The organism is Acinetobacter sp. ATCC 27244, from assembly GCF_000156555.1.
Taxonomy (GTDB): domain Bacteria; phylum Pseudomonadota; class Gammaproteobacteria; order Pseudomonadales; family Moraxellaceae; genus Acinetobacter; species Acinetobacter haemolyticus.
The window spans coordinates 396,158-423,127 of record NZ_GG665949.1; the positions used below are offsets into that span (position 1 = coordinate 396,158).

Consider the following 26,970-nt stretch of genomic DNA (forward strand, 5'->3'; position numbering starts at 1 on the left):
CAGCAGTTGCACCCGCAGGACCACCACCAATTACCAAGACATCAAATGCATCTTTGGCATTGATCATCGCAGCATCTTTTTCCGCAGAGTTAGTATCTAACTTGGCAATGATTTCTTCCAAAGTCATGCGACCTTGACCGATATGTTGCTCATCTTGGAACACCATTGGCACAGCCAAGATTTTGCGTTGTTCCACTTCATCTTGGAAGAACGCACCATCAATCATGGTGGTCGTGGTATTGGGGTTATAAATAGCAATCAAGTTCAAGGCTTGAACTACATCTGGACAGTTATGGCAGCTCAATGAAATAAACACATCAAAGTTTGCTTTAAGATTTAAGCCTTTGATCTGATTTAAAACCTCATCAGAAACTTTAGGTGCATAGCCTGAAACTTGTAACAATGCCAAGATCAAAGAAGTAAACTCATGTCCCATCGGTAAACCTGCAAAGAATACACGAGGTTGTTCACCTGCTTTGGCAACACCAAAGCTCGGACGGCGAGCGTTTGAACCGTCAAAACGCGCCGTAACCTGATCAGAGAGTTCAGCAATTTCTGTCACGAGTTCTTTTACTTTTGCAGCTTTGTCTGAATCATCTAAAGCAGCTACCAACTCGATTGGACTTTCTAAACGTTCTAAATAAGCTTTTAATTGAGTTTTAATATTTTGATCTAACATGCAAATCTCCAAATTCTAAGCAGTTCAAGTCGGCTAAAATCATTTCATGGGGCTATAGTACGCAAAAGTACAGCATAGAGGAAACAGTATGTTTTTATGAGTTCGATCGGTTTTTTGAATTTTAGATTCAATAATGGTTTTTTTAATCATTTAAAAGCTGATCAAATAGGAAAGTGCTTCAACTTGTTATATAACTGCAATCATTTCATGGCATAACTAGAAGGTAAGTCATATGACATTACAACGTGGTATCTATCAGCATTATAAGGGACAGCTTTATCAGGTCTTTCATGTGGCACGACATAGTGAAACGGAAGAAGAGCTAGTCGTTTATCAATGTTTATATGGCGATTATTCAATGTGGGTACGTCCATTGAGCATGTTCATAGAGACTGTTCAGCTTGAAGATGGTCAGGTCCTACCACGATTTAAGTTAATACAAAGTACTTAATTGCATTAAGCATTAAGTTTTGGGCATCATGGGAGAGTCTAAATATGACTAGCACAGTATTTTTACAACGTATTGCTGATTTGTATGACGAATTTAAACAGCATGATGCTCGACAGTCTGATCGTTTAAAACGTTATCGCAATATTGAAGCAGAATCTGCAAAGTTGCTGGCCATGTTGGTGCGTTCACAACAATCAAAAAGAATTTTGGAAATTGGCACATCGACTGGATACTCAACACTATGGTTAGCTGAAGCAGCAAAGGCTGTCGGCGCTAAAGTTCAGACCTTAGAAATTAATGCATTTCGCAGTGCCCAAGCAAAAAGATATGCTGAGGAGTTTGGTCTAGAGCATTTTATTGATTTTTGGGTAGGGGATGCATCTGTTTATTTGGCGGAAGCGAATGAACCATTTGATTTCATCTTATTGGATGCTGAGCGCGGCAGTTATGTCAGTTATTGGGAAGATTTAAAACGTTTAATGCAGTCTTGTGGTAGTAGTTTAATCATCGATAACGTCATTTCTCATACTGCTGAAGTAAAGCCAATGCTTGAGTTAATTCGACAGGACGAAAACTTTATGAGTACCATTTTACCTGTGGGTGCTGGTCTATGTTTAGTGGTTGCTCGATAATTATTATTTGTTAAGATTCAAACGGTAGCTTTGAGGGCTACATCCCATCACCTTATTAAACGCACGTGTAAAATTAGCTGGATTGGAATACCCTAATTCATAAGCAATATGAGTAATGGTAAAGCTTGAGTTCTCAAGTAAATCTATTGCACGTTCAACGCTGATTTCTTGTTTCAGACGGTGAAATTCAACACCATGCTGCTGTAAATAACGCTGTAATGTTTTAGTCGAGATGTTTAATACTTTCGCACATTCTTTTAATGTCGGAATCTGATTGGCTTGACGTAGCATCATGCTTACCCACTCTACAATTTCGCCTTGATGATAGATCTTTTGGATTTGTTCCTGACAACGTTGTTCAACCACTTTCAAACTGTGTGCATCTGCTAGAGGTAATGGTAGCGCAAGTTGTTGTTGATCAATCACCACACGTAAACCTGCAACCCATGCATAGTTAAAGTGAAAGTTCGCTTTTATTAAATGTACATACTGTTCTTTATATTTTGGTTCGGCTACGCTAAGATAAACTTGATAGCGCTGCAATTGCTGTCCCGCTAATTCTAATAAGCTGTAGTAAAAAGCAACAGCAATTGCTTCGATATGGAAGGCAAGACATTGTTTATTCATTTGCAAGATCGGTTCAAACAATAATTCAACTTTTTGCTGATCTGTTAAATATTGAATAGATAACTTAAAGCTTGGCATGATCAGCCTAAAATATTGTGCAATCAGTCGTAAGGCATGTTCCAGATGAGGGCTGGTCATCAATGCATAGCCTACTAAGCTATGAGAGCTCAGTTTAATATTTTTGCCTAATTGAAATGCTAAATCTTCCGTATTGGGGAGGCTTAAACCAAGCTCGATGAACTGTTCAATTTGTTGGATAGACAAAAGATCAGATGCAGAAATTTGATCTCTAAATACGGTTAGTAATTGATTATTATATTGATTTGTTTGAATTAAGATATCAATTAGCCGTAAATAGTAACGAGATGGAATGACTGGAATTTGTTGTTGTTGCATTTTAATTGAGCACTAGAGTCTTAAAATGATAATAGCAAGTCTTAAAATGATAATAAAGGATCACTTTAAAAGAACACAATTCAAGCAAGAAAACCAATATTTGATGGAAGGAGTTTCTAATGAATATGCATACACAGCTAGATATAGAGCAAGCGACTATTAAATTTAGAGACAAAAAACGACATTGGTGGTTATTGGGGTTGGCTGTACCAGCAATTGCAATGAGTGGCCTGGCAGGCTATCAATTTGGTCCCAAAAAAACCAAACGCTTTTTTGCTTCATTTGGACCACTGTTTTTGCATGGTGTGATTCCTAGTCTAGATAAATTGATCGGAGAAGATACTGAAAATCCGCCAGTGGATGCGATTGCAGATCTAGAAGCTGATCCCTATTATGCACGTATTGTGAAGCTTTATATTCCTTTGCAATACGCAACAAATATCTATGGTGCTTATCTCGCAAGTCGAAAAAATACGCCAATCGCTGATCAAATCCTATTGGGTACTTTGGTGGGGATGGTCAATGGTGTTGCGATCAATACCGCACATGAACTCAGTCATAAAAGTGGAAAGTTAGAGCATTATTTATCACATTTAGCATTGGTACCATCAGGGTATAATCATTTCCGTATCGAGCATCCTTATGGACATCATCGTCGTGTTGCGACACCTGAAGATCCTGCATCTTCACAATTTGGTGAGAGCTTCTGGAAATTCTTGCCAAGAACAGTTATTGGTAGTTTTAAGTCTGCCATTGAAATAGAAAAAAATCGCTTAGAGCGAAAAAAACTACCATTCTTTAGCAAAGAAAATGAATTAATTCATGGTTGGGCAATGTCTGCAATTTATCATGCAGCAATGTTGAGCAAGTTTGGTGTGCGTTCAATAGCTTTTCAAGTTACTCAAGCTACATATGCGGTCACACTATTTGAATCCGTTAATTACATTGAGCACTATGGTTTAAAACGTGAAAAGAAAGACAATGGTCAATACGAACGTACCTTGCCAGAGCATAGTTGGAATAATAATAATGTGGTGACTAATTTATTTTTGTATCAGTTGCAACGTCATTCTGACCACCATGCCAATCCTGCACGTAGTTTTCAAACCTTACGACATTTTGAAGATGCACCACAACTACCAGCAGGTTATGGCGCGATGATTTTACCTGCTTTTGTCCCCGCTTGGTGGTCAAAAATCATGGATGATCGAGTGGTGGCACATTACAAAGGTGATCTTAATCGGATCAATATCTATCCTGAAGCAAAAGAAAAAGTGTTCGCAAAATACGCTGAGTAGCTTGAAGCAAAATAAAATATCTTTATTTATGAGTCAGCCCTATTGGGCTGATTTGCTATGACGAAGCGGAAATACATAGTCGTTTAAAGTGAAGATCAAATTCGAGGTATTTATGCACAAATGCGGTTTTGTCTGTAGAGCGGAGTAAATTATTATAGATAAATTCAGGGACAGGATGATAAAGCTCGCCAGAGCCATTGTTATAAAAAATTTTCAAATACCGTGTAGAAACATCATATTTCCAAGAGGTTACAATAACAGTTTTTTCCATCTATTAGCCCCCATACAATTTTGATCATTTGTTACATATATAAAAAACCTTTTATTTCATAATTTGACACTACTCTAAGTCTCGCAACCTGACAATTGATAAATGAAGATTGCAATGAAGATATAAGTATAAGAATTGTTAATAAATTGATAATGTCATCGAGTAAAAAAGAAACCACCCATAAGGGTGGTTCCAGACCGATTAGATGAATCTAATGAATTAGATTTTACCAACTAAGTCGATAGATGGAGCAAGAGTTGCTTCACCTTCTTTCCATTTAGCTGGGCAAACTTCACCTGGGTGAGAGTGAACGTATTGAGCAGCTTTTACTTTACGAAGTAATTCGTTTGCATCACGGCCAATACCACCAGCGTTGATTTCAACGATTTGGATTTTACCTTCTGGATCGATAACGAATGTACCACGATCAGCAAGACCAGCAGACTCGATTAAAACGTCAAAGTTTTTAGAAAGAGTCCAAGTTGGATCGCCGATTAATGGGTATTGGATTTTTTTGATTGCTTCAGAAGTATCGTGCCATGCTTTGTGCGTGAAGTGAGTGTCAGTAGAAACACCGTAAATTTCAACACCTAGTTTTTGGAACTCTGCATAGTTGTCAGCTAAATCTTCTAATTCAGTTGGGCAAACAAAAGTAAAGTCAGCTGGATAGAAGAATACTACAGACCATTTACCTTTAAGGTCTGCTTCTGTAACTTCAACAAATTGACCGTGATGGTATGCAGTCGCTTTAAATGGTTTAACTTCAGTATTAATTAAGCTCATCATTGTCTCCATGATTGAGGTTTATCTTTAAACTAGGAACTTGTTTACGAGATGTAGAATAAATAATTTTTCATTATTGGGGAAATAGTATTTTTACATGACTAAAATCGGAAAAACGAATGATTCGATTTAAGTCCATATTTTTCCCCAAATTTATCCTGATTTGACTCCAACAACATGACGTCAAGATGACAGGACAGTTAAAATTAATGTGTTAGACAACATGCAGTTTCTGATACCAAAATTCAAGGGTAGAATTGAAAAAAATATAAAATTGTTTAATTCCTAGCCTAAAATTTAGGCTTTGAGCCCAGTTACTGTGTATATAGCGATTTAATACTCAAATGAGTAATAGCAAAGTATGAACATTTAGGGCTTGATACGGGCTTCGGTACAATTAATCTTTTATCTGAACCATAATAACAACTACATCGATTGCGTTGATTGATGCGGTTTCTTTGCATAGCAGGGCTTTAAAGCGTAAAATAGTCGACTATTTTGTTTTTCAGGAAAGCTGTTCAGTGCAGAGTCATTTAAATGTAGATCAATTGGTTATGGCACGTGACCGTCACCGTTTAAATCGACTGCGCAAAGATAAGAAAACAGAAACAGCAGAAATAGAAAAGCTCTTTGAACAGTCTAATCATAAAGTTAAACAACGTTTAGCTCGACTCCCGAAGATCAAGCTCAATCAAGATTTACCTGTTACCCAGTATGCAGACCGTTTAATTGAAGCAATTCAGAAGCATCAAGTGATCATTGTCGCGGGTGAAACGGGTTCAGGTAAAACCACGCAACTTCCTCAAATTGCAATGCTAGCAGGTCGTGGGCTTACGGGCATGATTGGTCATACCCAACCGCGTCGTTTGGCTGCACGTAGTGTTTCTCAGCGTATTGCTGAAGAAGTGGGCGAAAAATTGGGTGAGTCGATTGGTTTTAAGATTCGCTTTAATGAGCAAGGTTCGCAAGACTCAATTGTTCGCTTGATGACAGATGGTATTCTGTTAGCAGAACTGACCAATGACCGATTTTTATCAAAATACGATACCATCATTATTGATGAAGCGCATGAACGCTCACTCAATATTGACTTTATCATGGGTTATCTCAAGCAGCTTTTACCAAAGCGCCCAGATTTAAAAGTAATCGTTACCTCCGCAACCTTGGATGTAAATCGTTTTAGTCAATACTTTAATGATGCACCGATTTTTGAGGTTGAAGGACGTAGCTTTCCAGTAGAAGTCCGTTATCGTCCGATCTCGGAACTCAGCATTATTGGTAGTGATGATGATGAGTTTGATGACTTTGAAGAGAATCTGCCTAGAGCCGTCGTTCAAGCAGTCGAAGAATGTTTTGCTGATGCCGAAGCAAAAGGTCATCCAGAATATGCGGATATCCTGATCTTTGCCAGTACCGAGCAAGAAATTCGTGAATTACAGGAAACCTTACAGAAGTTTGGTCCCCGTCATACCGAAGTTCTGCCTTTATATGCGCGTTTAGCCCTGGCAGAGCAGCAAAAGATTTTCCGTCCAAGCGGGAAAGGGCGACGTATTATTATTGCCACCAACGTTGCAGAAACAGCGTTGACTGTTCCAAATATTCGCTATGTGATTGATAGTGGTTTTGCCCGTATTTCACGTTATAACTATCGTTCGCGGGTACAACGTTTACCGATTGAAGCGATTTCACAAGCGGCAGCCAATCAGCGTAAAGGGCGTTGCGGTCGTATTGCTGCAGGTGTATGTATTCGCCTATACAGCGAGGAAGACTTTTTAAGCCGTCCAGAATTTACAGAACCTGAAATTAAACGGACCAATTTAGCTTCTGTTATTTTACAGATGCAAAGCCTCGGCTTGGGTAACTTAGAGGATTTTGACTTCATTGAACCGCCAGATTTCCGTTTGGTGAATGATGGTCGTAAGTTACTTATTGAGCTGGGTGCGTTGAATGAACGTAAAAATGAACTGACTAAAGTCGGTCAAATGATGGCACGTATGCCGATTGATCCGCGTTTAGCACGTATGATTATTGGTGGCGCGCACTTTGGTGTGCTCAAAGAAACCTTGATTATCGTCAGTGCATTAGCGATTCAAGATCCGCGTGAACGTCCTGCGGACAAACAAATGCAGGCTGATCAAAAACATGCATTGTTCAAAGAAGCGGATTCAGACTTTTTATTTTATTTAAAACTGTGGAATACCTTACAAACCAGTCCTGATACTCAATCAGAGAACAAGCGTCGTCAATTTGCCCGTCAGCATTTCTTGAGCTGGTTACGTTTACGAGAATGGAAACAAACCCATCACCAATTGGTCGAGTTGGCTGAAGGCTTAAAACTTAGTTTTAATGAAAAAGGCGCGAATTATGAAAATTTACATCGAGCTTTATTAACGGGTTTACTTTCTTTTATTGCCAATAAAACGGATGAGCGTAATACCTTTATGGCAGTGCGTCAGCAGAAAGCCAAAGTTTTTCCAGCCAGTACCTTACATAAAACCAATACCGCTTGGGTCATGGCCTTTGAAATGGTGGAGACTTCTCAGGTTTATTTGCGGACATTGGCAAAGATTGATCCAGAATGGATATTGTTGGCGGCGCGTGATCTCTTGAAATATCACTATTTTGAGCCTCATTGGTCGAAAAAGGCGGGCATAGTAAATGCTTATGCACAGATTTCATTATTCGGTTTAATCATTGAACCGAAACGAATGATTAATTTTGAGAAAGTGGATCAACCCGCGGCACATGAAATCTTTTTACGTGATGCGCTGACCACAGGCAATTTAGGTATTACACCGCCGTTTTTAAAACATAACTTGCTAAAGCTAGAAGAAGTTGAGCGTGTTGAGGATAAATTACGTCGTCGTGACTTGGTGGTGGATGAAGAAACCATTTATCAATTTTATGCCGAGAAAGTTCCTAAGGAAATTGCGAGCCGTCGTAGTTTTGAAGACTGGCGTGCAACTGTAGAGCCAGATCATCCGCGTTTCTTATTTGTTGATGATGACGCATTGTGGATGAATGATCGTCCAACCACGCAGCAATTTCCAGATTATTTACATAATGGTCAATTGCGTTTGGCTGCGAGCTATCGTTTTGATCCTAGTCATGATGAAGATGGTGCAACCATTAAAATCCCAGTACAGGCTTTAGCACAAGTGGATGAAAAGCAGTGGTCGTGGGGGATTCCTGGTTGGAGACAAAGTTTAATTGAAGCCTTGTTAAAAGCATTGCCAAAAGATAAGCGCCGTAATTTAGTCCCTATACCTGATACTGCAAAAAAACTGTTACAGGGGATTGACGCTGTACATTTAAGAGAGCACTTATTTAGTTATTTGGCATTTGCTTTACGTGGTGAGCAAATCACTGAAAAAGACTTTTCTTTTGAAAAAATTGATCAATATCTAGTGCCTTTTATCAAGGTGTTGGATGAAAAAGGTAAATTAATCGCGCAAGGTCGCGATTTAGAAGAGCTGAAAGCACGTTGTCGTATTGAAACCCATCGTCCAGTGAAGCAACAACAGGGGGAATTCCAAAGTTTTCCTGAGAGTTTTGTATTTGAAGCATCACAAAAAGTGACAGGTGTCGTGGTACAGCAGTATCAAGCTTTGGTTCCAACCAAAGTATTTGCTGAACTTGATGCTAAAGATGATTCTGGTGTCGTGGTTCAAACTTTTAATGATCAAAGTGAAGCAATTAAACAACATCGTGAGGGTGTGATTCGCCTCGTACATTTGCAGTTAGGTGATTTAATTCGTCAATTGAAAAAGCAGATTTCCAAACCTTTGGCTTTGGCCTATTCACCTTTAGGTGACCGTGCAAAACTAGAGCAGATGCTGGTTTATGCCACGCTGCAAGTCTCGATTCAAGGGCTTCCTAAGCATGCGGATGAGTTTCAGCAACTTTTAATTGAAACCAAAAAGCATTTTTTGGCGAATGGTCAAAAAGTTTTAAATGATATGACTGAAATCTTTACCCAATGGCAGAGGATTCGCCGTGAGTTGTTAGTACTTGATCAAAGTATCTTTGGTCGAAGTATAGATGATATAGAGGATCAACTTGATTTAATGTCTTTGGTGGACTTCGTCTATACTCGCCCTGTTGATCTTTGGCAGGAATATCCGCGTTATTTAAAAGCATTGCTATTGCGTTTAGACCGTTTGCCAAATAATCTACAACGTGACCTTGCGGCAATTGATGATGTCGATCCATGGATGGACAAAGTATTTAAATTCAAAAATGATCCTAAAATCAAAGAAATGTATTTGATGTTAGAGGAATTGAGAATTTCTTTGTTTTCTCAACCGATGAAAACAAAGATGCCAATTTCACCAACTAGATTACAAAAACTATGGGATCGATTAGCAATCGGTTAAACTGAGCGACAATGAAAGTTAGAACCATTCTTTACAGGAGTTTTACATGGGCATCCGTATAACAGGTACAGGTTTGTTCCACCCAACCGAATCTATTTCCAATGAAGAGTTGGTTGAAAGTTTAAATGCTTATGTAGAACAGTACAATCAAGACAATGCTGATAAAATTGCAGCAGGTGAGTTAGAAGAGCTACGCGGCTCTAGCCCTGAGTTTATTGAAAAAGCTTCAGGGATTAAGCGTCGTTATGTGGTTGAAAAATCGGGTATTCTTGATCCAAAACGTTTGCGTCCTCGTTTGCAAGAGCGTAGTAATGATGAGCTTTCACTTCAAGCGGAGTGGGGGGTAATAGCTGCAAAACAAGCGATGGAAAATGCAGGGGTTACTGCTGAAGATATTGATGTTGTGATTTTGGCATGCTCAAATATGCAACGCGCATATCCAGCCGTTGCCATTGAAATCCAATCAGCATTAGGTATTAAAGGTTATGCGTATGACATGAATGTGGCTTGTTCAGCAGCGACATTTGGTTTAAAGCAGGCCTATGATGCAGTGAAATGTGGCGCTCGTCGTGTTTTACTACTCAATGTTGAGATTACATCAGGTCATTTAGATTATCGTACGCGTGACGCACACTTTATCTTTGGTGATGTTGCGACAGCTTCAATTATTGAAGAAACTGAAACAAAATCAGGTTACGAAATCTTAGATATCCATTTGTTTACTCAATTCTCAAATAATATCCGCAATAATTTTGGTTTCTTAAACCGTAGTGAAGATGCGGTTGTTGATGATAAGTTGTTCCGTCAAGATGGCCGTAAAGTATTTAAAGAAGTGTGCCCACTTGTTGCGAAAATCATTACCGCGCAATTGGAAAAACTTCAATTAACACCTGAGCAGGTCAAGCGTTTTTGGTTACACCAAGCCAATGCCAATATGAACGAGTTGATCTTAAAACTCGTCGTTGGTAAAGAGGCGGATTTAGAGCGTGCACCAATTATTTTAGACGAGTTTGCCAATACCTCTTCTGCTGGCGTAATTATTGCCATGCATCGTACAGGCGAGCAAGTGAATGATGGTGAATATGCTGTGATCTCTTCGTTCGGCGCTGGTTATTCTGTCGGTTCGATTATTGTGCAAAAACATATCGCATAAATTTTATAAGTTAAAAAAACACCGCATTTGAAAATGCGGTGTTTTTTATTTAAGCATGGGTATTTACTTCAACATAATCGCGAGATCTATCAGTTGAGGGGTCGTGCTGCTACCAATCGTTGAGGCAGCTAGATTTGGTGTGCCGTCTACATTAATAGCAAGTCTAGCCCTTGGTGTCGTAATCGTTGTATCACTATTTAAATCAATCCGATATAAAACAGATGGTCCTGTCATTCCTGAGACAGTTGCTAAGGCAAAACCGTTATCACCACCCGCAATATCAAAGCCATTATCTAACCCTAAGTTAATGCCTAAAGCACCAATTGAATTGAGTACGCCATCATTTGGTGGACTTTGTTTAACTAACAGTTGGTTGCCTTGATCTAGGTTAAATAATTCTGTACCAATCATAGCGATCGGCGTTTGGAAGCTATTAGTGTAAGCGGTTGCGGTTACAACAGCATCTTCGATTCCATTGAGTTCACCATCGGTAATGGTGTCACCAGTGTCAACATTGATACGTAAGCTTTGTCCAGTATTGCTAATAACACGTAATCGGTCTGCTGCTGGGTTAAAGTCAACGGCAAAATTGGTACCTAGCAGTGTAGTGAATGGATTATCATCACCCATTGCAGCTTTCAATGAAGTTTGAAGTGTTGCCATACCTGTTTGCATATTGATAGTGTATAGATTTGATTGATCACTTAATCCATAAAGCATGCCTGATTTATCGGTCATTGTTTTGAATCTGAAATCTATACCGACAATTTTTTCTCCAACCTTCAAGCCTGTGATATTAGTTTGTTTGACTGTATTTGGACTATTTACCATAAAGTGCAGTAGTTGATTATTCGCACTCAGGCCAAATGCATGAGCGCCAGTATCTTTGGCACTTTCAAGTGCTAAACCACGGATTCCTGCAGTTTGAAACAGATTTGGTAAGTTTTTACTTTCTACAACAGCGGCATTGTCAGAACCTACAGTTGCAAGATTTAAGTGATGAAGTTGATAGGTTCCAGCAGCTTTGAGGGCTGCATAGCCAACATTATTAATAGGATCAATATCAAAACCACCGCCACCAGAAATATTAACACCAGAAGCGAGCATTGCTGAGCTACCCAAAGTACCTGCATTGGCGTTTTGTAGATAGATACGATCAGTGTTTTGATCAATACTAAATAATCGTGTAGAACCCGTACCAGCCATTGCGTTGGTATATGCGGCAGCGATAATCGAAACTGAGCCAGTTCCTGAGCTGATATTGCCATCGGTAATCGTTGCGCCTGTATCTACATTGATTCGTAAATTTTGCCCATCATTGCCAATTACTCTTAGACGGTCTGCTGCTGGATTGAAATTCACAGTCATTAAATCAGGATTACCCGTTATTTTGCTGTAAGGTGCATTGCCATCTGTTGTATCACTTGGGTCTGCAACTAATTTACTTACCCATGTAACTCGACCCGTTTGAGGATTTAGTGTGTAAATATTGCCCATAGTGCCAACAGCATAAAGTTTGCCGTCTTTGGGGCGATGATCAATACCGATGAGTTGTTCATCTGCTTGTAAGCCTGTAATTTTAAGATTGGATACTAGTTTTTCAGGTTGATCACGGTTAATTGAGCTGATCATTCCATTGGACGTTAAAATCAGTACATCGCCCGTATTGGTAGCTGAGGGCTTAGAATCATTATTAGAATCACTGTTACACCCTAAAAGAAATGCGCTACCTAGGATTGCTGTACTTAGTGATAAAGTTTTTCTATTCATTTTTTCATATCCTGATTAATACTTTTTTTGGTAAGAAGTTGTTGGTCTTATTCCGTATCATGTATAAAACGAGAACTTCTAATGATTTTGTGACGAGTTATAAATAAAGATTGAAACCTCTATTTTTTCATTGTGAGTTCAAATAGTTTTTATCAACCTTAATCAGGATATAAGTGTGAGTATTCAAAGTAAATTTACGTTTTTAAGTGATTTTTTGTAGTAGAGTTTTGAGTTGTAATTCTTCACGCCGAATTCACGGTTGATCAGAAAGGCTTAAGTTGTGACATGGTTTGGTCGAAGCATATTGTAAAAAAAGAGAGAATATAATATTCTCTCTTTAACTAAATTATTGAGTTAGGACTAGGCTTCTACAGTTTGTACTGCAATCTTTTTAGCAGGATCCACTTTGCGGCGTACTGCTGGTACAGGCTCACCATGATATTGGCGATCAGCAAAGTAGCTTGAACGAACCATTGGTGCAGACCAGATATTTCTGAAACCGAGTTTACGACCATGTTCTGCATAACGTTCGAATTCTTCTGGTGTGACAAAGCGGTCGATTGGTGCATGTTGCTTAGATGGTTGTAGATATTGACCAATGGTTACGTAATCAACATCGTGAGCACGAAGATCATCAAGCAATGCAATCACTTCTTCTTCTGTCTCACCAATACCAACCATCAAACCACATTTAGTCGGTATATCAGGGCAGTATTCTTTAAACATTTTCAAAAGATTTAAAGAATGTTGATAGTCTGAACCTGGACGCATTGCTTTATATAAACGCGGAACAGTTTCAATATTGTGATTGAAAACATCAGGTGGGCATTCAGTCATGATACGTAAGGCAATATCCATACGACCACGGAAATCAGGAACTAGAATTTCCAATAAAGTTTTCGGACTCAAAGCGCGAGCTTCTTTGATACAATCAACAAAGTGTTGAGCACCACCATCTAGCAGATCATCACGATCCACCGATGTAATTACGGCATATTTTAAACCAAGATTGGAAATCGTCTCTGCCATATGGCGTGGTTCATCAGGATCAAGTGCATTTGGGCGACCATGTGCGACGTCACAGAATGGACAACGGCGAGTACAAATATCACCCATAATCATAAATGTCGCAGTACCGCCACCAAAACACTCTGGTAGATTAGGGCAGGCTGCTTCTTCGCAGACGGTATGAAGTTTTTGCGAACGTAGCGTTGTTTTGATGCGCTGAACTTCGTCTGGGGCTGTCATTTTGACGCGAATCCAGTCTGGCTTGCGAGGCACTTCAACCGTAGGGATAACTTTTACAGGAATTCTTGCGACTTTTTCTGCGCCACGAAGTTTTTGACCCTGTTCAGGTTTACGGTGTTCAGACATATCTTTTCTACAACCTTTGATTTCAAATCTCTTGTTATTATAGTCAAATTTGCTGCGGGATAGGACGAATTAGGTATTCATTTTAAAAATGTCTATATATAAAATATACGATTGAGAAATATATCAATTCAACGCATATTAGTTATCATATATTTAGAAATACGCAGCGAGAAATCAAAGGAGCTTTTAATGCCACGTAAGAAAGAGGTCGTTGGTGGGAATATTGTCAAATATGATGCAGTAATTCTCGGTTCTGGCCCAGCTGGTGAAGGCGCGGCAATGAAGCTAGCTAAAGCAGGTAGACGTGTAGCAATTGTTGATGTTCGTGATCAACTTGGTGGTAACTGTGCACATGTAGGTACGATTCCAAGTAAAGCATTACGACAAACTGTTTCAAGTATTATCCGTTATCAGCGTGATCCGATGTTTCAAAAAGTAGGTGAGTGGAAACAGTTCACGATGAAACAGGTATTACGAAATGCGCACAAAGTCATTCAACAACAAGTAGATACACATACCCGTTTTTACGATCGTAATAAAATTGAAGTTTTTCATGGTCGTGCATATATCCAAGATAAAAATACGGTTTTAATTTTTGGTCAGGATGGTATTAAAGACACCATCATTTGTAAGCAGATCGTGATTGCTACTGGTAGTCGTCCATACCAACCGCAAGGTCTAGACTTCAATCATCCACGTGTCTTTGATTCAGATAAGATTTTAGATCTTGATTATACGATCCAAAAAATTATCATTTATGGTGCGGGGGTAATTGGTTGTGAATACGCCTCTATTTTTATTGGGCTAGACCATAAGGTTGATTTGATTAACACACAACAAAAGTTACTCAGTTACTTGGATGATGAGATCGCAGATGCATTGTCATATCACTTACGTGAACAAGGTGTATTGATTCGTCACAATGAGCAAATTGATCGTTTAGAAACTTTTGATGATCATGTGGTTTTACACTTGCTCAGTGGTAAGAAAATCAAAGCAGATGCAATCTTGTGGTGTAATGGGCGTTCGGGCAACACGGATGGTCTAGGCTTAGAAAATGTTGGCTTAGTACCGAATAGCCGTGGTCAATTAATGGTAAATGATCAATATCAAACTGAAGTGGAAAATATTTTTGCAGCAGGTGATGTAATCGGTTGGCCGTCACTCGCATCGGCAGCATATGACCAAGGGCGTTGTGCAGGTGCTAATATGGTTGGCGAGAAAAATGTCAAACCAATTAAAGATGTACCGACTGGCATTTACACCATTCCAGAAATTTCCTCGATTGGTAAAACTGAACAGGAACTGACTGAAGAAAGAATCCCATACGAAGTTGGACAAGCGTCTTTCCGTCATTTGGCTCGTGCACAAATTACAGGGGATACGGTGGGGGAATTAAAGATACTATTCCATCGTGATACCTTAGAAGTGTTAGGTATTCACTGTTTCGGGAACAATGCTGCTGAGATTATTCACATTGGTCAGGTGGTGATGCATAGTCCAAACAATACCTTGAAGTATTTTGTTGAAACAACTTTTAACTATCCAACGATGGCAGAAGCTTATCGTGTGGCCGCCTTAAACGGTATCAATCGTTTATTCTAAGCGAAGGATATTGTCTGATATTATAAAAATGCCAATCAAGTTGATTGGCATTTTTACATTGTGAACGAAAGAAAGGTAAGAATGAAAACTCAAAAAAATAATTGGATCTTATTGATTGTCATTGCGTTACTGGTATTTGCTTATATTGGCTTGGATCTTAAGCAAAATAGTACACAACGTGGAGAAGCATCCTCATCAGTTGAGCAGCATGGTGTTGATGGTCAAGCCAAGATCATGCAAGCCTTTCAGCAGCAACGAAGCAAACTTCAGGTGCGTTCACATGGAACTGTGAAGGCGGTTCTTCCCGATGATAACGATGGCTCTAGGCACCAACGAATGATCCTCCAACTGGAGAATGGTTTGACGCTATTGATTGCACATAATATTGACTTGGCACCTAGAGTAGAGCAATTGAAAAAAGGTGATGTTGTAGAGTTTTATGGCGTATATGAATATAACGATAAAGGTGGGGTGATTCACTGGACGCATCATGACCCAAGAAGAAAACATATCGATGGTTGGTTAAAGCATAATGGACGAATATATCAATAAATTCTTCTAATAATGACAAGGTCTGTTTATGTAACAGACCTTGTCTAGAAAGATATGCGCTAAATCAGCTTGTAATCGCCAATTTTTGACGAGATTTCCATTTAGGTAGGACTTTAGCTAAATAAGCATCCATACACCATACAGGGCCAATCAGAAGGAATTGTAGGTCTTTGAAGAATGATGGCTTCTTGCCTTCAATTTTATGTCCGTAAAATTGACCGATCCACGCAATGACAAAGATTCCAATATAAAAGCCGACGCCGACTGGAAGGATGATGATTAACCATGCCATTACTGCGAGAAGTGCAGCCATCGCGACAGCAAGTACAATGTCCAAACGTGCATAAAACACTAAAGTGAGCACAAGTAATAGAGCAGTGAGTAAGGTGCTAAAATGCGCCAGAATACCAATGATTGAAAACAAGATCGCTGGAACGCAAACCCAATGGATTTTCTTATTGGTTTGATTTTGATGACTATCGCTATATTCCTCAAACCACTCATCGATCGATTTCACAGTGCTCTCCTTGCAATAATATTTTTTTAATTTTTTCAATATACCGAAGAATAGTTTTAGCGTCAAAAGGATTGAGAGGGACGTTTGATTAGGATGGCAATAAAAAAAGCCACACTAGGTGGCTTTTATGGATTGTATGACTGGCCTTAGCTTAAGAGTTAGGTCCGTCTACACGTTCGATACTAACTTTACCAAGACCTGCATTTGTAAGACCGATTTGTTTCGCCGCACCATAAGATAAATCAAGTACACGGTTACCATGGAAAGGACCACGATCATTAACCTTTACCACAACACTTTTACCATTATCTCGATTGGTTACGCGAATATAGCAGTTTAGCGGAAGGCTACGGTGTGCAGCGGTCATTGCATTCATATCGAATGTTTCACCACTTGCAGTTTTACGGCCGTGGAATTGACGACCATACCAAGAAGCAACACCAGTTTGACTAAACTTACGTACAGTGTTTGATGCAACTGTATTCAGTTTTTCAATCACTGAAGGCTCTTCTTCAGGGATGTCGATTTTAGCAGCGATCGTTTGACGACGTACTTGGTCACCTGAGCGCTCAGTGATTGAAAGACTATTTACGTTAGAAAGACGCGAATTAAAATTTTGAGAATCTTTGCTAAGAACGCGGGCTGCCAAATTAGTACCTTCAACATCGCTGTTTAACGATGAAGACTGAACCATTTCAGCATGTAACGGGCTTAAACTTAAGCCTGCCGTCAGCGCTAGAATATATTTTAGCGAAAACTGCATTGTATAAACTCCTAGAGAACATGCTTTTCTATTTCAACAAAAACACCTGAAATATAGTGCACATGTCTAATTATTCACTTTTGCAATTTGCAATTTGGAGGGCAGTTTTAACCATTTTATGCGTTTTAACGGCCCGTTCACTTGGTGTGGATAATATTCATCGCTTGCGAAGTGTGTCTAGTCATTGGAGATAAATAGCAACAAAAAGTACAAAAACACACAAATATTGATCAATAAATAATCAATATTGTAACAAGATATGTTTTTTGCTGATTTAGTATACTTTTGCTCTATTTATTTTATTGACTTTTTGTAAAGTCCTAAAAAGCTAGTCTATCGACTAGCTACTTCAGTGCCCAATAACCATACAGCAGTCGCGTACATACGGCTTCTGTTATAGGTTGTAATGACTTGGAAATTCGGATAAGTAATGTAATAAATCGGACCAGAACGATCTTGCAGTTGGATGACATTCACTAGATCAAGATCGTCGATTTTTACCAGCGGATTAACAGGTGTAATCCCAAGTCGTTTTAACTCACCATACGGTGTAGGGAGTGTCAAATCTTTTGCAATGATACTTTCTGGGTCATTTCCAAGATAACGTGCTGGAAAGCCAATCGGGCGATCTCGTTCCCAACCATGCTTCGCTAAATAATTTGCAATTGATCCAATCGCATCGATAGCAGAGTTTCTTAAGTCAATATGACCATTGCCATCGTAATCGACCCCCAGTTTTTGAATATTGCTCGGCATAAACTGAGGGTATCCAATTGCACCCGCATATGAACCGACGATACTATTGGTTGGATAACCTTCTTTGTAAGTCCATGCGATAAGCGCTGATAGTTCATCACTGAAGTAGTCAGCCCGACGTGGGTAGCCAAAAGCCAGCGTTGCTAAAGCATCGCGTGTTACGAAAGAACCTTTATTTGCTCCGTATCCTGTTTCTACGCCTAAAACCCCAAGGATCACTGCTTTAGGTACGCCAAATTGCTGTTCTGCACGATTTAGGGCATCTTCGTACTGGTTTTTAAAGCGGATACCACGCTGAATGGTACCTTCAACCAAAAACATAGATCGATATTCGTACCAAGGTTTACTTTCACCAGGACGTGTCATGATATTTAAAATGTTGGGTAGATTACGCGCACCACTCATAGCGGTATCAACTTGCTCGCTACTTAAACCATAAGTAGACATCGTTTTTTGCTTGAACGCTGAATAATTAGGGTGGGAGTAAAATTCATTGGCATGAACCCAATTACAGCTTAAGAATAAACCTGCACTTAAGCTAAGAAATCGAACTGTTTTATTTAGAGTGTTATTCAACATATGTTTATAAAATTCCTCGTTATCGATGCGTATGAATAGACATAACCAGTCCAAAAGTCGCCATAAGTGTAATAATTGCAGTTCCACCGTAGCTCATAAAAGGCAACGGTACGCCCACTACAGGTAAAATACCACTGACCATGCCTGCATTTACAAATACATAAACAAAAAATGACAAACCAAATGCGCCAGCAACTAAACGGCCATAGTTATGGAAACTTTGTAGACCAATTTGAAAGGTTCTAAAAATAATTGCGAAATATAAAAGGATCAGCAGCGTCACACCAATTAAACCAAACTCTTCTGAATAAGCGGCAATAATGAAGTCGGTGTGACCTTCTGGTAAAAAATGTAGATGCGACTGAGTACCCTCTAGAAAACCTTTACCAGAAAAGCCACCTGAGCCAATCGCTGTTTTCGACTGAATAATGTTCCAACCTGTGCCTAAAGCATCCGCTTCAGGGTTTAATAAAGTCAGTACACGTTGCCGTTGATAATTGTGTAGTAAAAAGTGCCATGCAATTGGGATCACGATCGCAACTGCACCCGCAGCTGCGGCAATTAATTTCCAAGATAAACCACTCAAGAAAAGTACAAAAATTCCACTTGCAATCACCAATAATGATGTGCCCAGATCGGGCTGTTCAGCAATCAGTACAAAAGGAATCAGAATCAGGATAAGTGATAGAAAAACCTGAGAGAAACTAGGTGGAAGCGCTTTACGAGACAAAAACCATGCGATCATCATCGGCATGCCAATTTTCATAAATTCACTGGGTTGGACACTTCCAAAGCCGGGGATATCGATCCAACGCTGTGCCCCCATACGCACTTCACCAAAAATCATCACCGCAAGTAAAGATAGAACCCCAAAAGCATAAAAATAAGGGGAAAATGCCTGATAAACCTTGGGTGGAATTTGCGCCAAACTCAACATGACCACAAAGCCAATACAAAAACTGATGGCTTGTCGACTGACTAAGCCAACATTCTGAGCGGAAGCGCTATATAAGATGGTTAGCCCAAGAATGGCATTTAGAATCAAAAATAGACAAAGCCATGGGTCGATATGCAGTTGTTGCCAGCGGGAAGGCTGTGTCGCTGTGCTTAAGCCATCACGAGGTGCTTGACGTAAAAATTTGTATTGGGAGCTTGGAGACATGCGATTCTAGATCAGGGAAATCAAGGCTTCGGGAATGCTAACATAAACGCTGATTTAGACAATGAAAATTTAGAAATTGTGACACTTCTTGGTTTTAAATCGGCATAAAAAAAGCGACGATTTTACAATCATCGCTTTGATATGAATGCTAGCTTATTTTTGAATCAACAGCTGGTCAAAGTGTTTGGTAAATACTTCTAACTCAGCTTGACTTAAACTTGGAATAAGTTTTTTGATCACGATATGTACTGCAGTTTCAACACCACTAGTTGCTACGCTTGCCACACCACGTTTAACCATACCTAGACCAAGTGTTTTGTTGTACTCAGTCATAAAGTGTTGGATAAGTGCATCAGCGAAAGATTTAAATTGTTGGGTTAAAGCGTCACGCTGAGCTTTACCATTACCCGCTTGAACTTCAGCAAAGCTTTTCTTCATCTCTGCAACTAAGCTGTCCGGCAAAACGGTACCAATACGTTGCTTACCATCATTGTCAGTAAACAAACTCTTTTCCATAAAGGCTAAAGATTCTAAGACTTGTTCGTTAGATGTTTTGCCTAGAAGCTGTTTCATCAAGGTTTCGACAATGCTACGAATTTTAATCGCAAGTCCTTCAGTGGTATCACGTTTTTCACTTGGTGGAAATTGTTGAACCAAATGAACCAACATGGTGTCAATTAACTCATCAGTAAGCTGAAGAGAAATTTTGTCACGTAAAGGGTATTGTGGCTCTTTACTATCACGATTGGCTTGTGCAAGTTGAATATCCTGACTCAAACTTGCTGACGGAAGAATACCGAAATAACTGGTCATTGAAGAACGTCCTCTATATCAAATTTATTCGTTTTATTGTCGTGCCAAGCGAATTGGCTCAGGCATCCATGACAAATCAGATACTCGACATGGATTAATATCCAATCCACCACGGCGAGTATAAGTCGCATAGACCATCAGCTTTTGAGGTCCTAGCAATTTCCAAATGTCAGCGAAAATTTGCTCAACACATTGCTCATGAAAACCATTATGCTGACGGTAGGAGATAATATAGGCTAATAGGCTGCGATAACAAGGTTTTTTGCCTTGAAAACGAATAAAAATCGTACCCCAGTCAGGCTGACCAGTAACGGGACAATTACTTCTTAATAAATGTGAGTGCAACGTGATTTCGACATCGTCTTCAGCTGTTGTATCTAGTTGCAACAACGTTGAGTCAGGATGTTCAGATAAGCGCTCTGGAACCAAGTCATCGATACAGATTCCTTGTGGTTTCGAAATTTCTAGCTCATCAACCTGAAAAAGTTGCAGCTCAATTTTTGCACCTGCAGCAGAGGATAAATCACGCTCAACAGTTTCGATGAATGCTTCTTTTGAATCAAACTTTGTGAAATTCAAGCTATTGAAATAAAGTTTAAGCGACTTTGATTCAATTAAGTTCGGTGAGCTAGCAGGCAGTGTTAAGCGACCAATGGCAACCTGAGGTAGACCTAACTGATTGAGCCAAGAGATCTCAAATACATGCCACCAGTCTTTACCTTGAGTGATTCCTTCAACATCTGCATATTGTTGACGAGATTCAGCACGAGAGATTGGAAATAAAACCTCCGGCTGATATTGAGTTGGGTATTGGGTTTCTTTACCCAATTGAGAATGTTCAACACTCATTCACGCATTCCTGAACCACGAGCCAATAAATGATAAGCGATTGCGTACAAGACGACACAGCAAAGTGTCACAATGCCTAAAGAAAAGGAAACATTGACATCACTGTGTCCCAAAATGCCAAAGCGGAAAGCATTGACCATATATACAATCGGATTAATTAAGGATAAGTTTTGCCAAAATGGGCTTAGTGCACTAATCGCATAAAAAACACCGCCTAAATAGGTGAGGGGTGTTAGAACAAAGGTTGGGATGATTGAGATATCATCAAACGACTTTGCGTAGACAGCATTAATAAAACCGCCAAGAGAGAACAATAATGAAGTAATAATGACGGTATATATTGTCACGAAGAAATTATAAATTTCTAGATGCGTAAAGAACAGACTCATCAAGGTCACAATCAAGCCAACTAAAACACCGCGACAGACACCACCAATTACATAGCCCCAAAGGATTAGATGCAATGGCACTGGACTCATAATCAGTTCTTCAATGCTTTTTTGGAATTTTGCACTAAAGAAACTTGAAGAAACGTTAGCGTAACTGTTGGTAATGACTGCCATCATGATTAAGCCCGGTACAATGAATTGCATATAGCTAAAGCCACCCATTTCACCGATACGTGATCCCACCAAATTCCCGAAAATCACAAAATATAAACTCATCGTGATCGCAGGTGGAAGCAAGGTCTGTGGCCAGATTCGCATAAAGCGGCGTATTTCTTTAACAACTAATGTCCACAGTGCGGTTTGTAACTGACTAAAGTTCATTGATCCGCTCCTGTAAGATTTTTTTCAACCATTTTGACGAACAATTCTTCCAGACGATTTGATTTATTGCGCATACTACTGACTTGAATATTTTGAGATTGCAATAACAAAAATAAGTCATTCATGTTATGTGCTTTATCCATGGTGACTTCTAAAGTAACTGAGTCGATCAAATTAAATTTGAAACCAATAATATTTAAATCCATGTGATTTATAGGTTTAGCCAAATCACAAATGAACGATTCTTCATTGAGTTGATTGAGGAAGCCTTTCATCGAAGTGTCTTCTTTAATCACACCGCGATCAATAATTGCGATGCGGCGGCATAGCATTTCTGCTTCTTCAAGATAGTGTGTGGTGAGAATAATGGATGTACCTTTTTCATTCATTTCCGTTAGAAATTCCCACATTGAACGACGTAATTCAATATCCACACCAGCTGTTGGTTCATCAAGAATCAATAGTTTAGGTTCATGCATCATGGCACGAGCAATCATGAGGCGGCGTTTCATGCCACCTGAAAGCATACGTGATTGAATATTGCGTTTTTCCCACAATCCGAGTTTTTCTAAATAGTACTCTGCACGTTGTTCAGCTAACTTTTTAGGAATGCCGTAATAACCAGCCTGAGTTACCAAGATATCAAATGTTTTTTCAAATTGACCGAAGTTGAATTCTTGTGGTACGACACCTAAACATTGTTTTGCATGTGAAGGGTGAGTATCTAAATTGTGGCCAAAGATCTCAACTGAACCTGATGTTTTTTTGGTTAGTGAGCTGATGATGCCGATCGTGGTTGATTTACCTGCACCATTAGGTCCTAATAATGCATAAAACTCACCCTCAGGCACGGTCAGATTGATACCTTTTAACGCCTGAAAACCATTACGATAAGTTTTGGACAAATCGCTCAATACCAAAGCATCAGTCATAAAACGTCTCACGTTATTAAATAGAATGGGTATTCTGAGCGATATGGAACAAGAAACCAAGTGTAAAAGTGGTTTATCTTGTTCTATATATAGAACAGCGTGGTAAAGCGTATAACAAGGGATTTCCTCTAGTGAAATTAAGCGTTAATCGTTTTGAATTGCCTAATCATGAAATCAATAAAAATTTGTAATTTCTTTGATATGTTTTGACCATTTGGATAGAGGGCGTAAAAGTTCATCATTGGACTATGGTAGTCCTCCAAACATCTTGAAATTTCTCCAGCATCAAAATATTTTTTTGCAATAAAATCAGGTAAAAAGACGATTCCGTGACCTTTGGTGCATAAATCTAGCAAGAGGTCTCCATTGTTACAGATAAATTTTGGATAACATTGGATCAACTCTGTTGTTTCATTTCTACTGAGGGTGATTTTATTGTGGCTGTTTTTTTGGCTATACAGCAAAATGTCATGCTTTTTTAGATCATCGATTGTATTTGGTATTCCTTTTTTATCAAGATATTCTTTTGATGCGTAAAAGCTTCGTTTATAAGTGCCAATCACCGTATTTTGGAAATTGTGATCTGCTACGTCATCAACTCTCAATGTTAGGTCAAATTGTTGCTCATAAATATCAACAAAACTGTCTGTTAGATATAAATCGATTTTAATGAAAGGAAATTGTTGAATAAAATCAGAAATAATATCGGTGAGAACGTCCCGGCTAAAGGACAGAGGAGCATTGATTTTTAGCTCACCTTCAGGATATTGCTGATCATAACTAATTTCATATTTTGCCCATTCTAATTCACTCATCATGACTTTCGCATGTTGATAAAATTTTTCCCCACAGGGCGTTAAATTCATTCGACGCGTTGTTCTGATAAAAAGCGAGACTTTTAAATCATTCTCAAGATATTGAATTCTTTTAGAAACTAAATCCCTTGAAATATTTAAATTTTTAGCTGAAGTACTAAAATTCCCATGTTCAACGACGCTTAAAAACGTATTGATGCAATCGATTCTGTCCATGGTTTATCCAATTGAAAGCTATTAAATTTATCTTTATGCATTTGAGCGAACTAAGCAAGTATGTTTCCAATTGTCTTTAAATTGCAGACAAACTGATTCAATTTTGCCATCTATTTTTTTACATTCCGTTTTGTTTTCATAGAACTACATTGTTTACAGTTACTATGTTGAGTTTGAAAATGAACAAATCACTTTTAGAACAATTATCACCAACAAATTGCCAAGTTATCTTCATTGATCATCAGCCACAAATGGCTTTTGGGGTACAGTCAATTGACCGCCAAGTTCTTAAAAATAATACGGTTGGTTTAGCTAAAGCGGCAAAAGTTTTTGGTATTCCAGTCACGATTACCACGGTTGAAACGGAGAGCTTCTCAGGTCACACCTACCCAGAATTGTTGGATGTTTTTCCTGACGCTCCTTTGCTTGAACGTACATCAATGAATTCTTGGGACGATCAAAAAGTTCGTGATGCTCTCGCCAAAAACAATCGTAAGAAAGTGATTGTTTCTGGTTTGTGGACAGAGGTTTGCAATAATACTTTTGCTTTTGGTGCAATGCTTGAAGGCGATTATGAGATTTATATGGTTGCAGATGCTTCTGGTGGTACATCTAAAGAAGCACATGACTACTCGATGCAACGTATGATTCAAGCAGGTGTTGTTCCTGTAACTTGGCAACAGGTTTTACTGGAGTGGCAACGTGATTGGGCGCACCGTGAAACTTATGATGCAGTGATGAATATTGTCCGTGAGCATTCGGGTGCTTATGGTATGGGTGTCGACTATGCCTATACCATGGTACATAAAGCACCTGAACGTACAACAACGAATCACCAAGTTGTGCCACCTGTTCCTGCAAAATAATAGATCATGAAAGGCATGATTTCATGCCTTTCTTTTTGCTTATCATAAAAAATGGTGGGGTGAAAAATGTCTCAAATCGATTTAATTCTTAGAAATGCAAAAATTACGACTTTGAATCCACAGCAACCTGAAGCTCAAGCGATTGCTATTACAGCGGGTAAAGTCGTTGCCGTAGATGATAATGATAAAATTATGAAAATGGCATCAGCGACCACGAAAGTCGTTGATTTAAATGGTCGTCGCGTAATTCCTGGTTTAAATGACAGTCACTTACATTTAATTCGTGGTGGTCTGCATTATAACATGGAGTTGCGATGGGAAGGCGTTCCCTCAGTTGCTGATGCATTACGATTATTGAAAGAGCAGGCTGAAAATACACCAGCTCCTCAATGGGTACGTGTTGTTGGTGGTTGGAATGAATTTCAATTTGTTGAGCGTCGTCTACCGACATTGGATGAGATCAATAAAGCCGCACCAGATACGCCTGTATTTATTCTACATTTATATGCAAAAGCAATGCTGAATCGCGCAGCTTTAGATGCACTTGGTTTTAATAAAGATACGCCTGACCCACCTGGTGGAACGATTCAACGCAATGAAAAAGGCGAACCGACTGGTCTGCTATTGGCAACACCTTCAGCGATGATTTTGTATTCAACATTGGGTAAAGCGCCAATCCTTGAACGAGATGATCAAATCAATTCAACGCGTCATTTTATGCGTGAGCTAAATCGCTTAGGTATTACCTCATTAATTGATGCAGGTGGTGGTGGGCAAAATTATCCAGAAGATTATGATGTTATTCAACATCTGCACCAAAAAGAGCAGATGACGGTACGCGTTGCTTACAACTTATTTGCACAAAAAGCAGGGCAGGAATATCAGGACTATCAAAAGTGGACTGAGATGACCTTTCCTGGTGATGGTGATGCATTCTTACAAATGAATGGTGCTGGTGAAAACTTGACATGGTCTGCTGCCGATTTCGAGAACTTTCTCGAGCCACGCCCAGAACTGGTTAAGAGTATGGATGCAGAGTTAGAGCGCATCGTAGAGTTGCTTGCTGAGAAAAAATGGCCGTTCCGTATTCATGCCACCTATGATGAAAGTATTGAGCGATTCCTCGATGTCTTTGAACGTGTCAATGAGCGCAAACCTTTTGCTACTCGATTTATTATTGATCATGCAGAAACAGTGTCAGAAAAGAACATAGAGCGAATTGGTGCTTTGGGTGGTGGTATCGCAATTCAACACCGTATGGCTTTCCAAGGCGAATACTTTGTCGATCGTTATGGCGCGGCAGCCGCAAAAGCTACGCCACCAGTGAAAAAGATGCTTGAGTTAGGTGTGCCCGTTGGGGCAGGTACAGATGCGACGCGAGTCGCCTCATATAATCCATGGGTCTGCTTATATTGGTTAACCACTGGCAAAACCGTTGGCGGACTACCGCTGTACGATGAGAAGAACTTGTTAGATCGCCAGACAGCATTGAAACTTTGGACTAAAGGTTCGGCATGGTTCTCAGGGGAAGCTGGTGTGAAAGGTGCTTTGGTGCAAGGTGAGTTAGCCGATTTAGTCGTGCTATCCGATGATTATTTCTCAGTTGAGGCTGAAGAAATAAAGAATATTGAATCAGTAATGACCGTATTAGGTGGAAAAATCGTATATGCGGGTGCTGAATTTAAACAGGATGATTCACCATTACCTCCAGCCTCGCCAACATGGTCGCCTGTGAGAAAGTTTGGGGGGTACTGGCGAGCTACAGAAAATCGCAATGCGCCGTCTAATCAACCATTGCAAGCTAAGTCTGCCGCTTGTGCATGCACCAATAGTTGTGGCATGCATGGTCATAGTCATGCATGGGTTCTCGATGTTCCTGTGAAAGATAAAAAATCTTTCTGGGGAGCATTAGGCTGTTCTTGCTTCGCATTTTAATCCTTTCTTTTGCTGAGGTATGACTTGATT

General features: G+C 39.4%; 24 protein-coding genes. 9 read left to right on the forward strand and 15 right to left on the reverse strand.

The window, feature by feature from the left end; all coding sequences use genetic code 11:
- Positions 1 to 679 (reverse strand): thioredoxin family protein (locus HMPREF0023_RS01780; RefSeq protein ID WP_008941005.1); only part of this gene is annotated, 679 nt, incomplete at its 3' end.
- 232 nt (positions 680 to 911) lie between these two features.
- Between HMPREF0023_RS01780 and HMPREF0023_RS01785 the strand changes: the two genes are divergently transcribed.
- Entirely contained in the window at positions 912 to 1,130 is a 219-nt protein-coding gene (locus HMPREF0023_RS01785) for a DUF1653 domain-containing protein (RefSeq protein WP_005090946.1), read from the forward strand.
- A 44-nt stretch (positions 1,131 to 1,174) separates the two neighbouring features.
- A complete protein-coding gene (locus HMPREF0023_RS01790) occupies positions 1,175 to 1,762 on the forward strand; it encodes an O-methyltransferase (RefSeq protein ID WP_004638587.1) in 588 nt (195 codons plus the stop codon).
- A 3-nt stretch (positions 1,763 to 1,765) separates the two neighbouring features.
- On the opposite strand, the gene HMPREF0023_RS01795 is transcribed toward HMPREF0023_RS01790, so the two are convergent.
- Positions 1,766 to 2,785: an AraC family transcriptional regulator gene (locus tag HMPREF0023_RS01795; RefSeq protein WP_008941007.1), complete on the reverse strand. Its 1,020-nt coding sequence runs from the start codon at positions 2,783 to 2,785 to the stop codon at positions 1,766 to 1,768.
- Positions 2,786 to 2,904: 119 nt separating this feature from the next.
- Between HMPREF0023_RS01795 and HMPREF0023_RS01800 the strand changes: the two genes are divergently transcribed.
- Positions 2,905 to 4,083 carry an alkane 1-monooxygenase gene (locus tag HMPREF0023_RS01800; RefSeq protein WP_004638589.1) on the forward strand — a complete coding sequence of 393 codons (1,179 nt, stop codon included), beginning with the start codon at positions 2,905 to 2,907 and terminating at the stop codon, positions 4,081 to 4,083.
- Positions 4,084 to 4,138: 55 nt separating this feature from the next.
- On the opposite strand, the gene HMPREF0023_RS16110 is transcribed toward HMPREF0023_RS01800, so the two are convergent.
- Complete coding sequence (locus tag HMPREF0023_RS16110) at positions 4,139 to 4,354, reverse strand: KTSC domain-containing protein (protein ID WP_008941008.1); 216 nt, start codon at positions 4,352 to 4,354, stop codon at positions 4,139 to 4,141.
- Between the two features lie 219 nt (positions 4,355 to 4,573).
- A complete protein-coding gene (gene ahpC, locus HMPREF0023_RS01805; protein ID WP_005090931.1) occupies positions 4,574 to 5,137 on the reverse strand; it encodes an alkyl hydroperoxide reductase subunit C in 564 nt (187 codons plus the stop codon).
- A gap of 521 nt (positions 5,138 to 5,658) precedes the next feature.
- Between ahpC and hrpA the strand changes: the two genes are divergently transcribed.
- Together hrpA and HMPREF0023_RS01815 are read left to right on the forward strand one after the other, a co-directional pair.
- Positions 5,659 to 9,513 (forward strand): ATP-dependent RNA helicase HrpA, encoded by a 3,855-nt coding sequence (gene hrpA, locus HMPREF0023_RS01810; protein WP_008941009.1) that lies wholly within the window; start codon positions 5,659 to 5,661, stop codon positions 9,511 to 9,513.
- Positions 9,514 to 9,559: 46 nt separating this feature from the next.
- Positions 9,560 to 10,666 (forward strand): beta-ketoacyl-ACP synthase III, encoded by a 1,107-nt coding sequence (locus HMPREF0023_RS01815; protein WP_004638594.1) that lies wholly within the window; start codon positions 9,560 to 9,562, stop codon positions 10,664 to 10,666.
- Positions 10,667 to 10,729: 63 nt separating this feature from the next.
- Here the strand turns inward: HMPREF0023_RS01815 and HMPREF0023_RS01820 are convergent, their stop codons facing one another.
- A complete protein-coding gene (locus tag HMPREF0023_RS01820; RefSeq protein WP_008941010.1) occupies positions 10,730 to 12,436 on the reverse strand; it encodes a DUF4394 domain-containing protein in 1,707 nt (568 codons plus the stop codon).
- Positions 12,437 to 12,796: 360 nt separating this feature from the next.
- Complete coding sequence (gene lipA, locus HMPREF0023_RS01825) at positions 12,797 to 13,810, reverse strand: lipoyl synthase (RefSeq protein WP_008941011.1); 1,014 nt, start codon at positions 13,808 to 13,810, stop codon at positions 12,797 to 12,799.
- Between the two features lie 189 nt (positions 13,811 to 13,999).
- On the opposite strand from lipA, the gene sthA reads away from it, so the two are divergent.
- Together sthA and HMPREF0023_RS01835 are read left to right on the forward strand one after the other, a co-directional pair.
- A complete protein-coding gene (gene sthA / locus HMPREF0023_RS01830; RefSeq protein WP_004638598.1) occupies positions 14,000 to 15,415 on the forward strand; it encodes a Si-specific NAD(P)(+) transhydrogenase in 1,416 nt (471 codons plus the stop codon).
- 81 nt (positions 15,416 to 15,496) lie between these two features.
- Complete coding sequence (locus HMPREF0023_RS01835; protein ID WP_008941012.1) at positions 15,497 to 15,967, forward strand: DUF3465 domain-containing protein; 471 nt, start codon at positions 15,497 to 15,499, stop codon at positions 15,965 to 15,967.
- Between the two features lie 64 nt (positions 15,968 to 16,031).
- On the opposite strand, the gene HMPREF0023_RS01840 is transcribed toward HMPREF0023_RS01835, so the two are convergent.
- The 9 genes from HMPREF0023_RS01840 to HMPREF0023_RS01880 all read right to left on the reverse strand — a co-directional run bounded on the left by HMPREF0023_RS01840 (position 16,032) and on the right by HMPREF0023_RS01880 (position 24,139).
- Entirely contained in the window at positions 16,032 to 16,484 is a 453-nt protein-coding gene (locus HMPREF0023_RS01840) for a DUF962 domain-containing protein (protein WP_017395642.1), read from the reverse strand.
- Positions 16,485 to 16,635: 151 nt separating this feature from the next.
- Positions 16,636 to 17,247, reverse strand: coding sequence for a septal ring lytic transglycosylase RlpA family protein (locus HMPREF0023_RS01845; protein ID WP_004638601.1), 612 nt, complete (start codon positions 17,245 to 17,247; stop codon positions 16,636 to 16,638).
- 333 nt (positions 17,248 to 17,580) lie between these two features.
- The gene (gene mltB, locus HMPREF0023_RS01850) at positions 17,581 to 18,582 is read right to left on the reverse strand and encodes a lytic murein transglycosylase B (RefSeq protein ID WP_004638602.1); all 1,002 of its coding nucleotides are present in this window, start codon (positions 18,580 to 18,582) and stop codon (positions 17,581 to 17,583) included.
- 19 nt (positions 18,583 to 18,601) lie between these two features.
- Complete coding sequence (rodA, locus tag HMPREF0023_RS01855; RefSeq protein ID WP_004638603.1) at positions 18,602 to 19,744, reverse strand: rod shape-determining protein RodA; 1,143 nt, start codon at positions 19,742 to 19,744, stop codon at positions 18,602 to 18,604.
- Positions 19,745 to 19,897: 153 nt separating this feature from the next.
- Positions 19,898 to 20,557, reverse strand: a complete 660-nt coding sequence (locus HMPREF0023_RS01860; protein WP_008941014.1) for a hypothetical protein — start codon at positions 20,555 to 20,557, stop codon at positions 19,898 to 19,900.
- Between the two features lie 33 nt (positions 20,558 to 20,590).
- Complete coding sequence (gene queF, locus HMPREF0023_RS01865) at positions 20,591 to 21,406, reverse strand: NADPH-dependent 7-cyano-7-deazaguanine reductase QueF (RefSeq protein ID WP_005081180.1); 816 nt, start codon at positions 21,404 to 21,406, stop codon at positions 20,591 to 20,593.
- A complete protein-coding gene (locus tag HMPREF0023_RS01870) occupies positions 21,403 to 22,176 on the reverse strand; it encodes an ABC transporter permease (protein ID WP_004638607.1) in 774 nt (257 codons plus the stop codon). Before HMPREF0023_RS01870 ends, queF begins: the two co-directional genes overlap by 4 nt.
- Entirely contained in the window at positions 22,173 to 23,108 is a 936-nt protein-coding gene (locus HMPREF0023_RS01875) for an ABC transporter ATP-binding protein (protein WP_004638608.1), read from the reverse strand. Before HMPREF0023_RS01875 ends, HMPREF0023_RS01870 begins: the two co-directional genes overlap by 4 nt.
- 137 nt (positions 23,109 to 23,245) lie before the next feature.
- The gene (locus HMPREF0023_RS01880; RefSeq protein ID WP_004638609.1) at positions 23,246 to 24,139 is read right to left on the reverse strand and encodes a LysR family transcriptional regulator; all 894 of its coding nucleotides are present in this window, start codon (positions 24,137 to 24,139) and stop codon (positions 23,246 to 23,248) included.
- A 179-nt stretch (positions 24,140 to 24,318) separates the two neighbouring features.
- Here HMPREF0023_RS01880 and HMPREF0023_RS01885 point away from each other — a divergent pair, with 179 nt between their 5' ends.
- Both HMPREF0023_RS01885 and HMPREF0023_RS01890 read left to right on the forward strand, forming a co-directional pair.
- A complete protein-coding gene (locus HMPREF0023_RS01885; RefSeq protein ID WP_005081173.1) occupies positions 24,319 to 25,005 on the forward strand; it encodes a hydrolase in 687 nt (228 codons plus the stop codon).
- Positions 25,006 to 25,071: 66 nt separating this feature from the next.
- Positions 25,072 to 26,940, forward strand: coding sequence for an amidohydrolase (locus tag HMPREF0023_RS01890; RefSeq protein WP_008941016.1), 1,869 nt, complete (start codon positions 25,072 to 25,074; stop codon positions 26,938 to 26,940).
- The last annotated feature ends 30 nt before the right edge of the window (positions 26,941 to 26,970 follow it).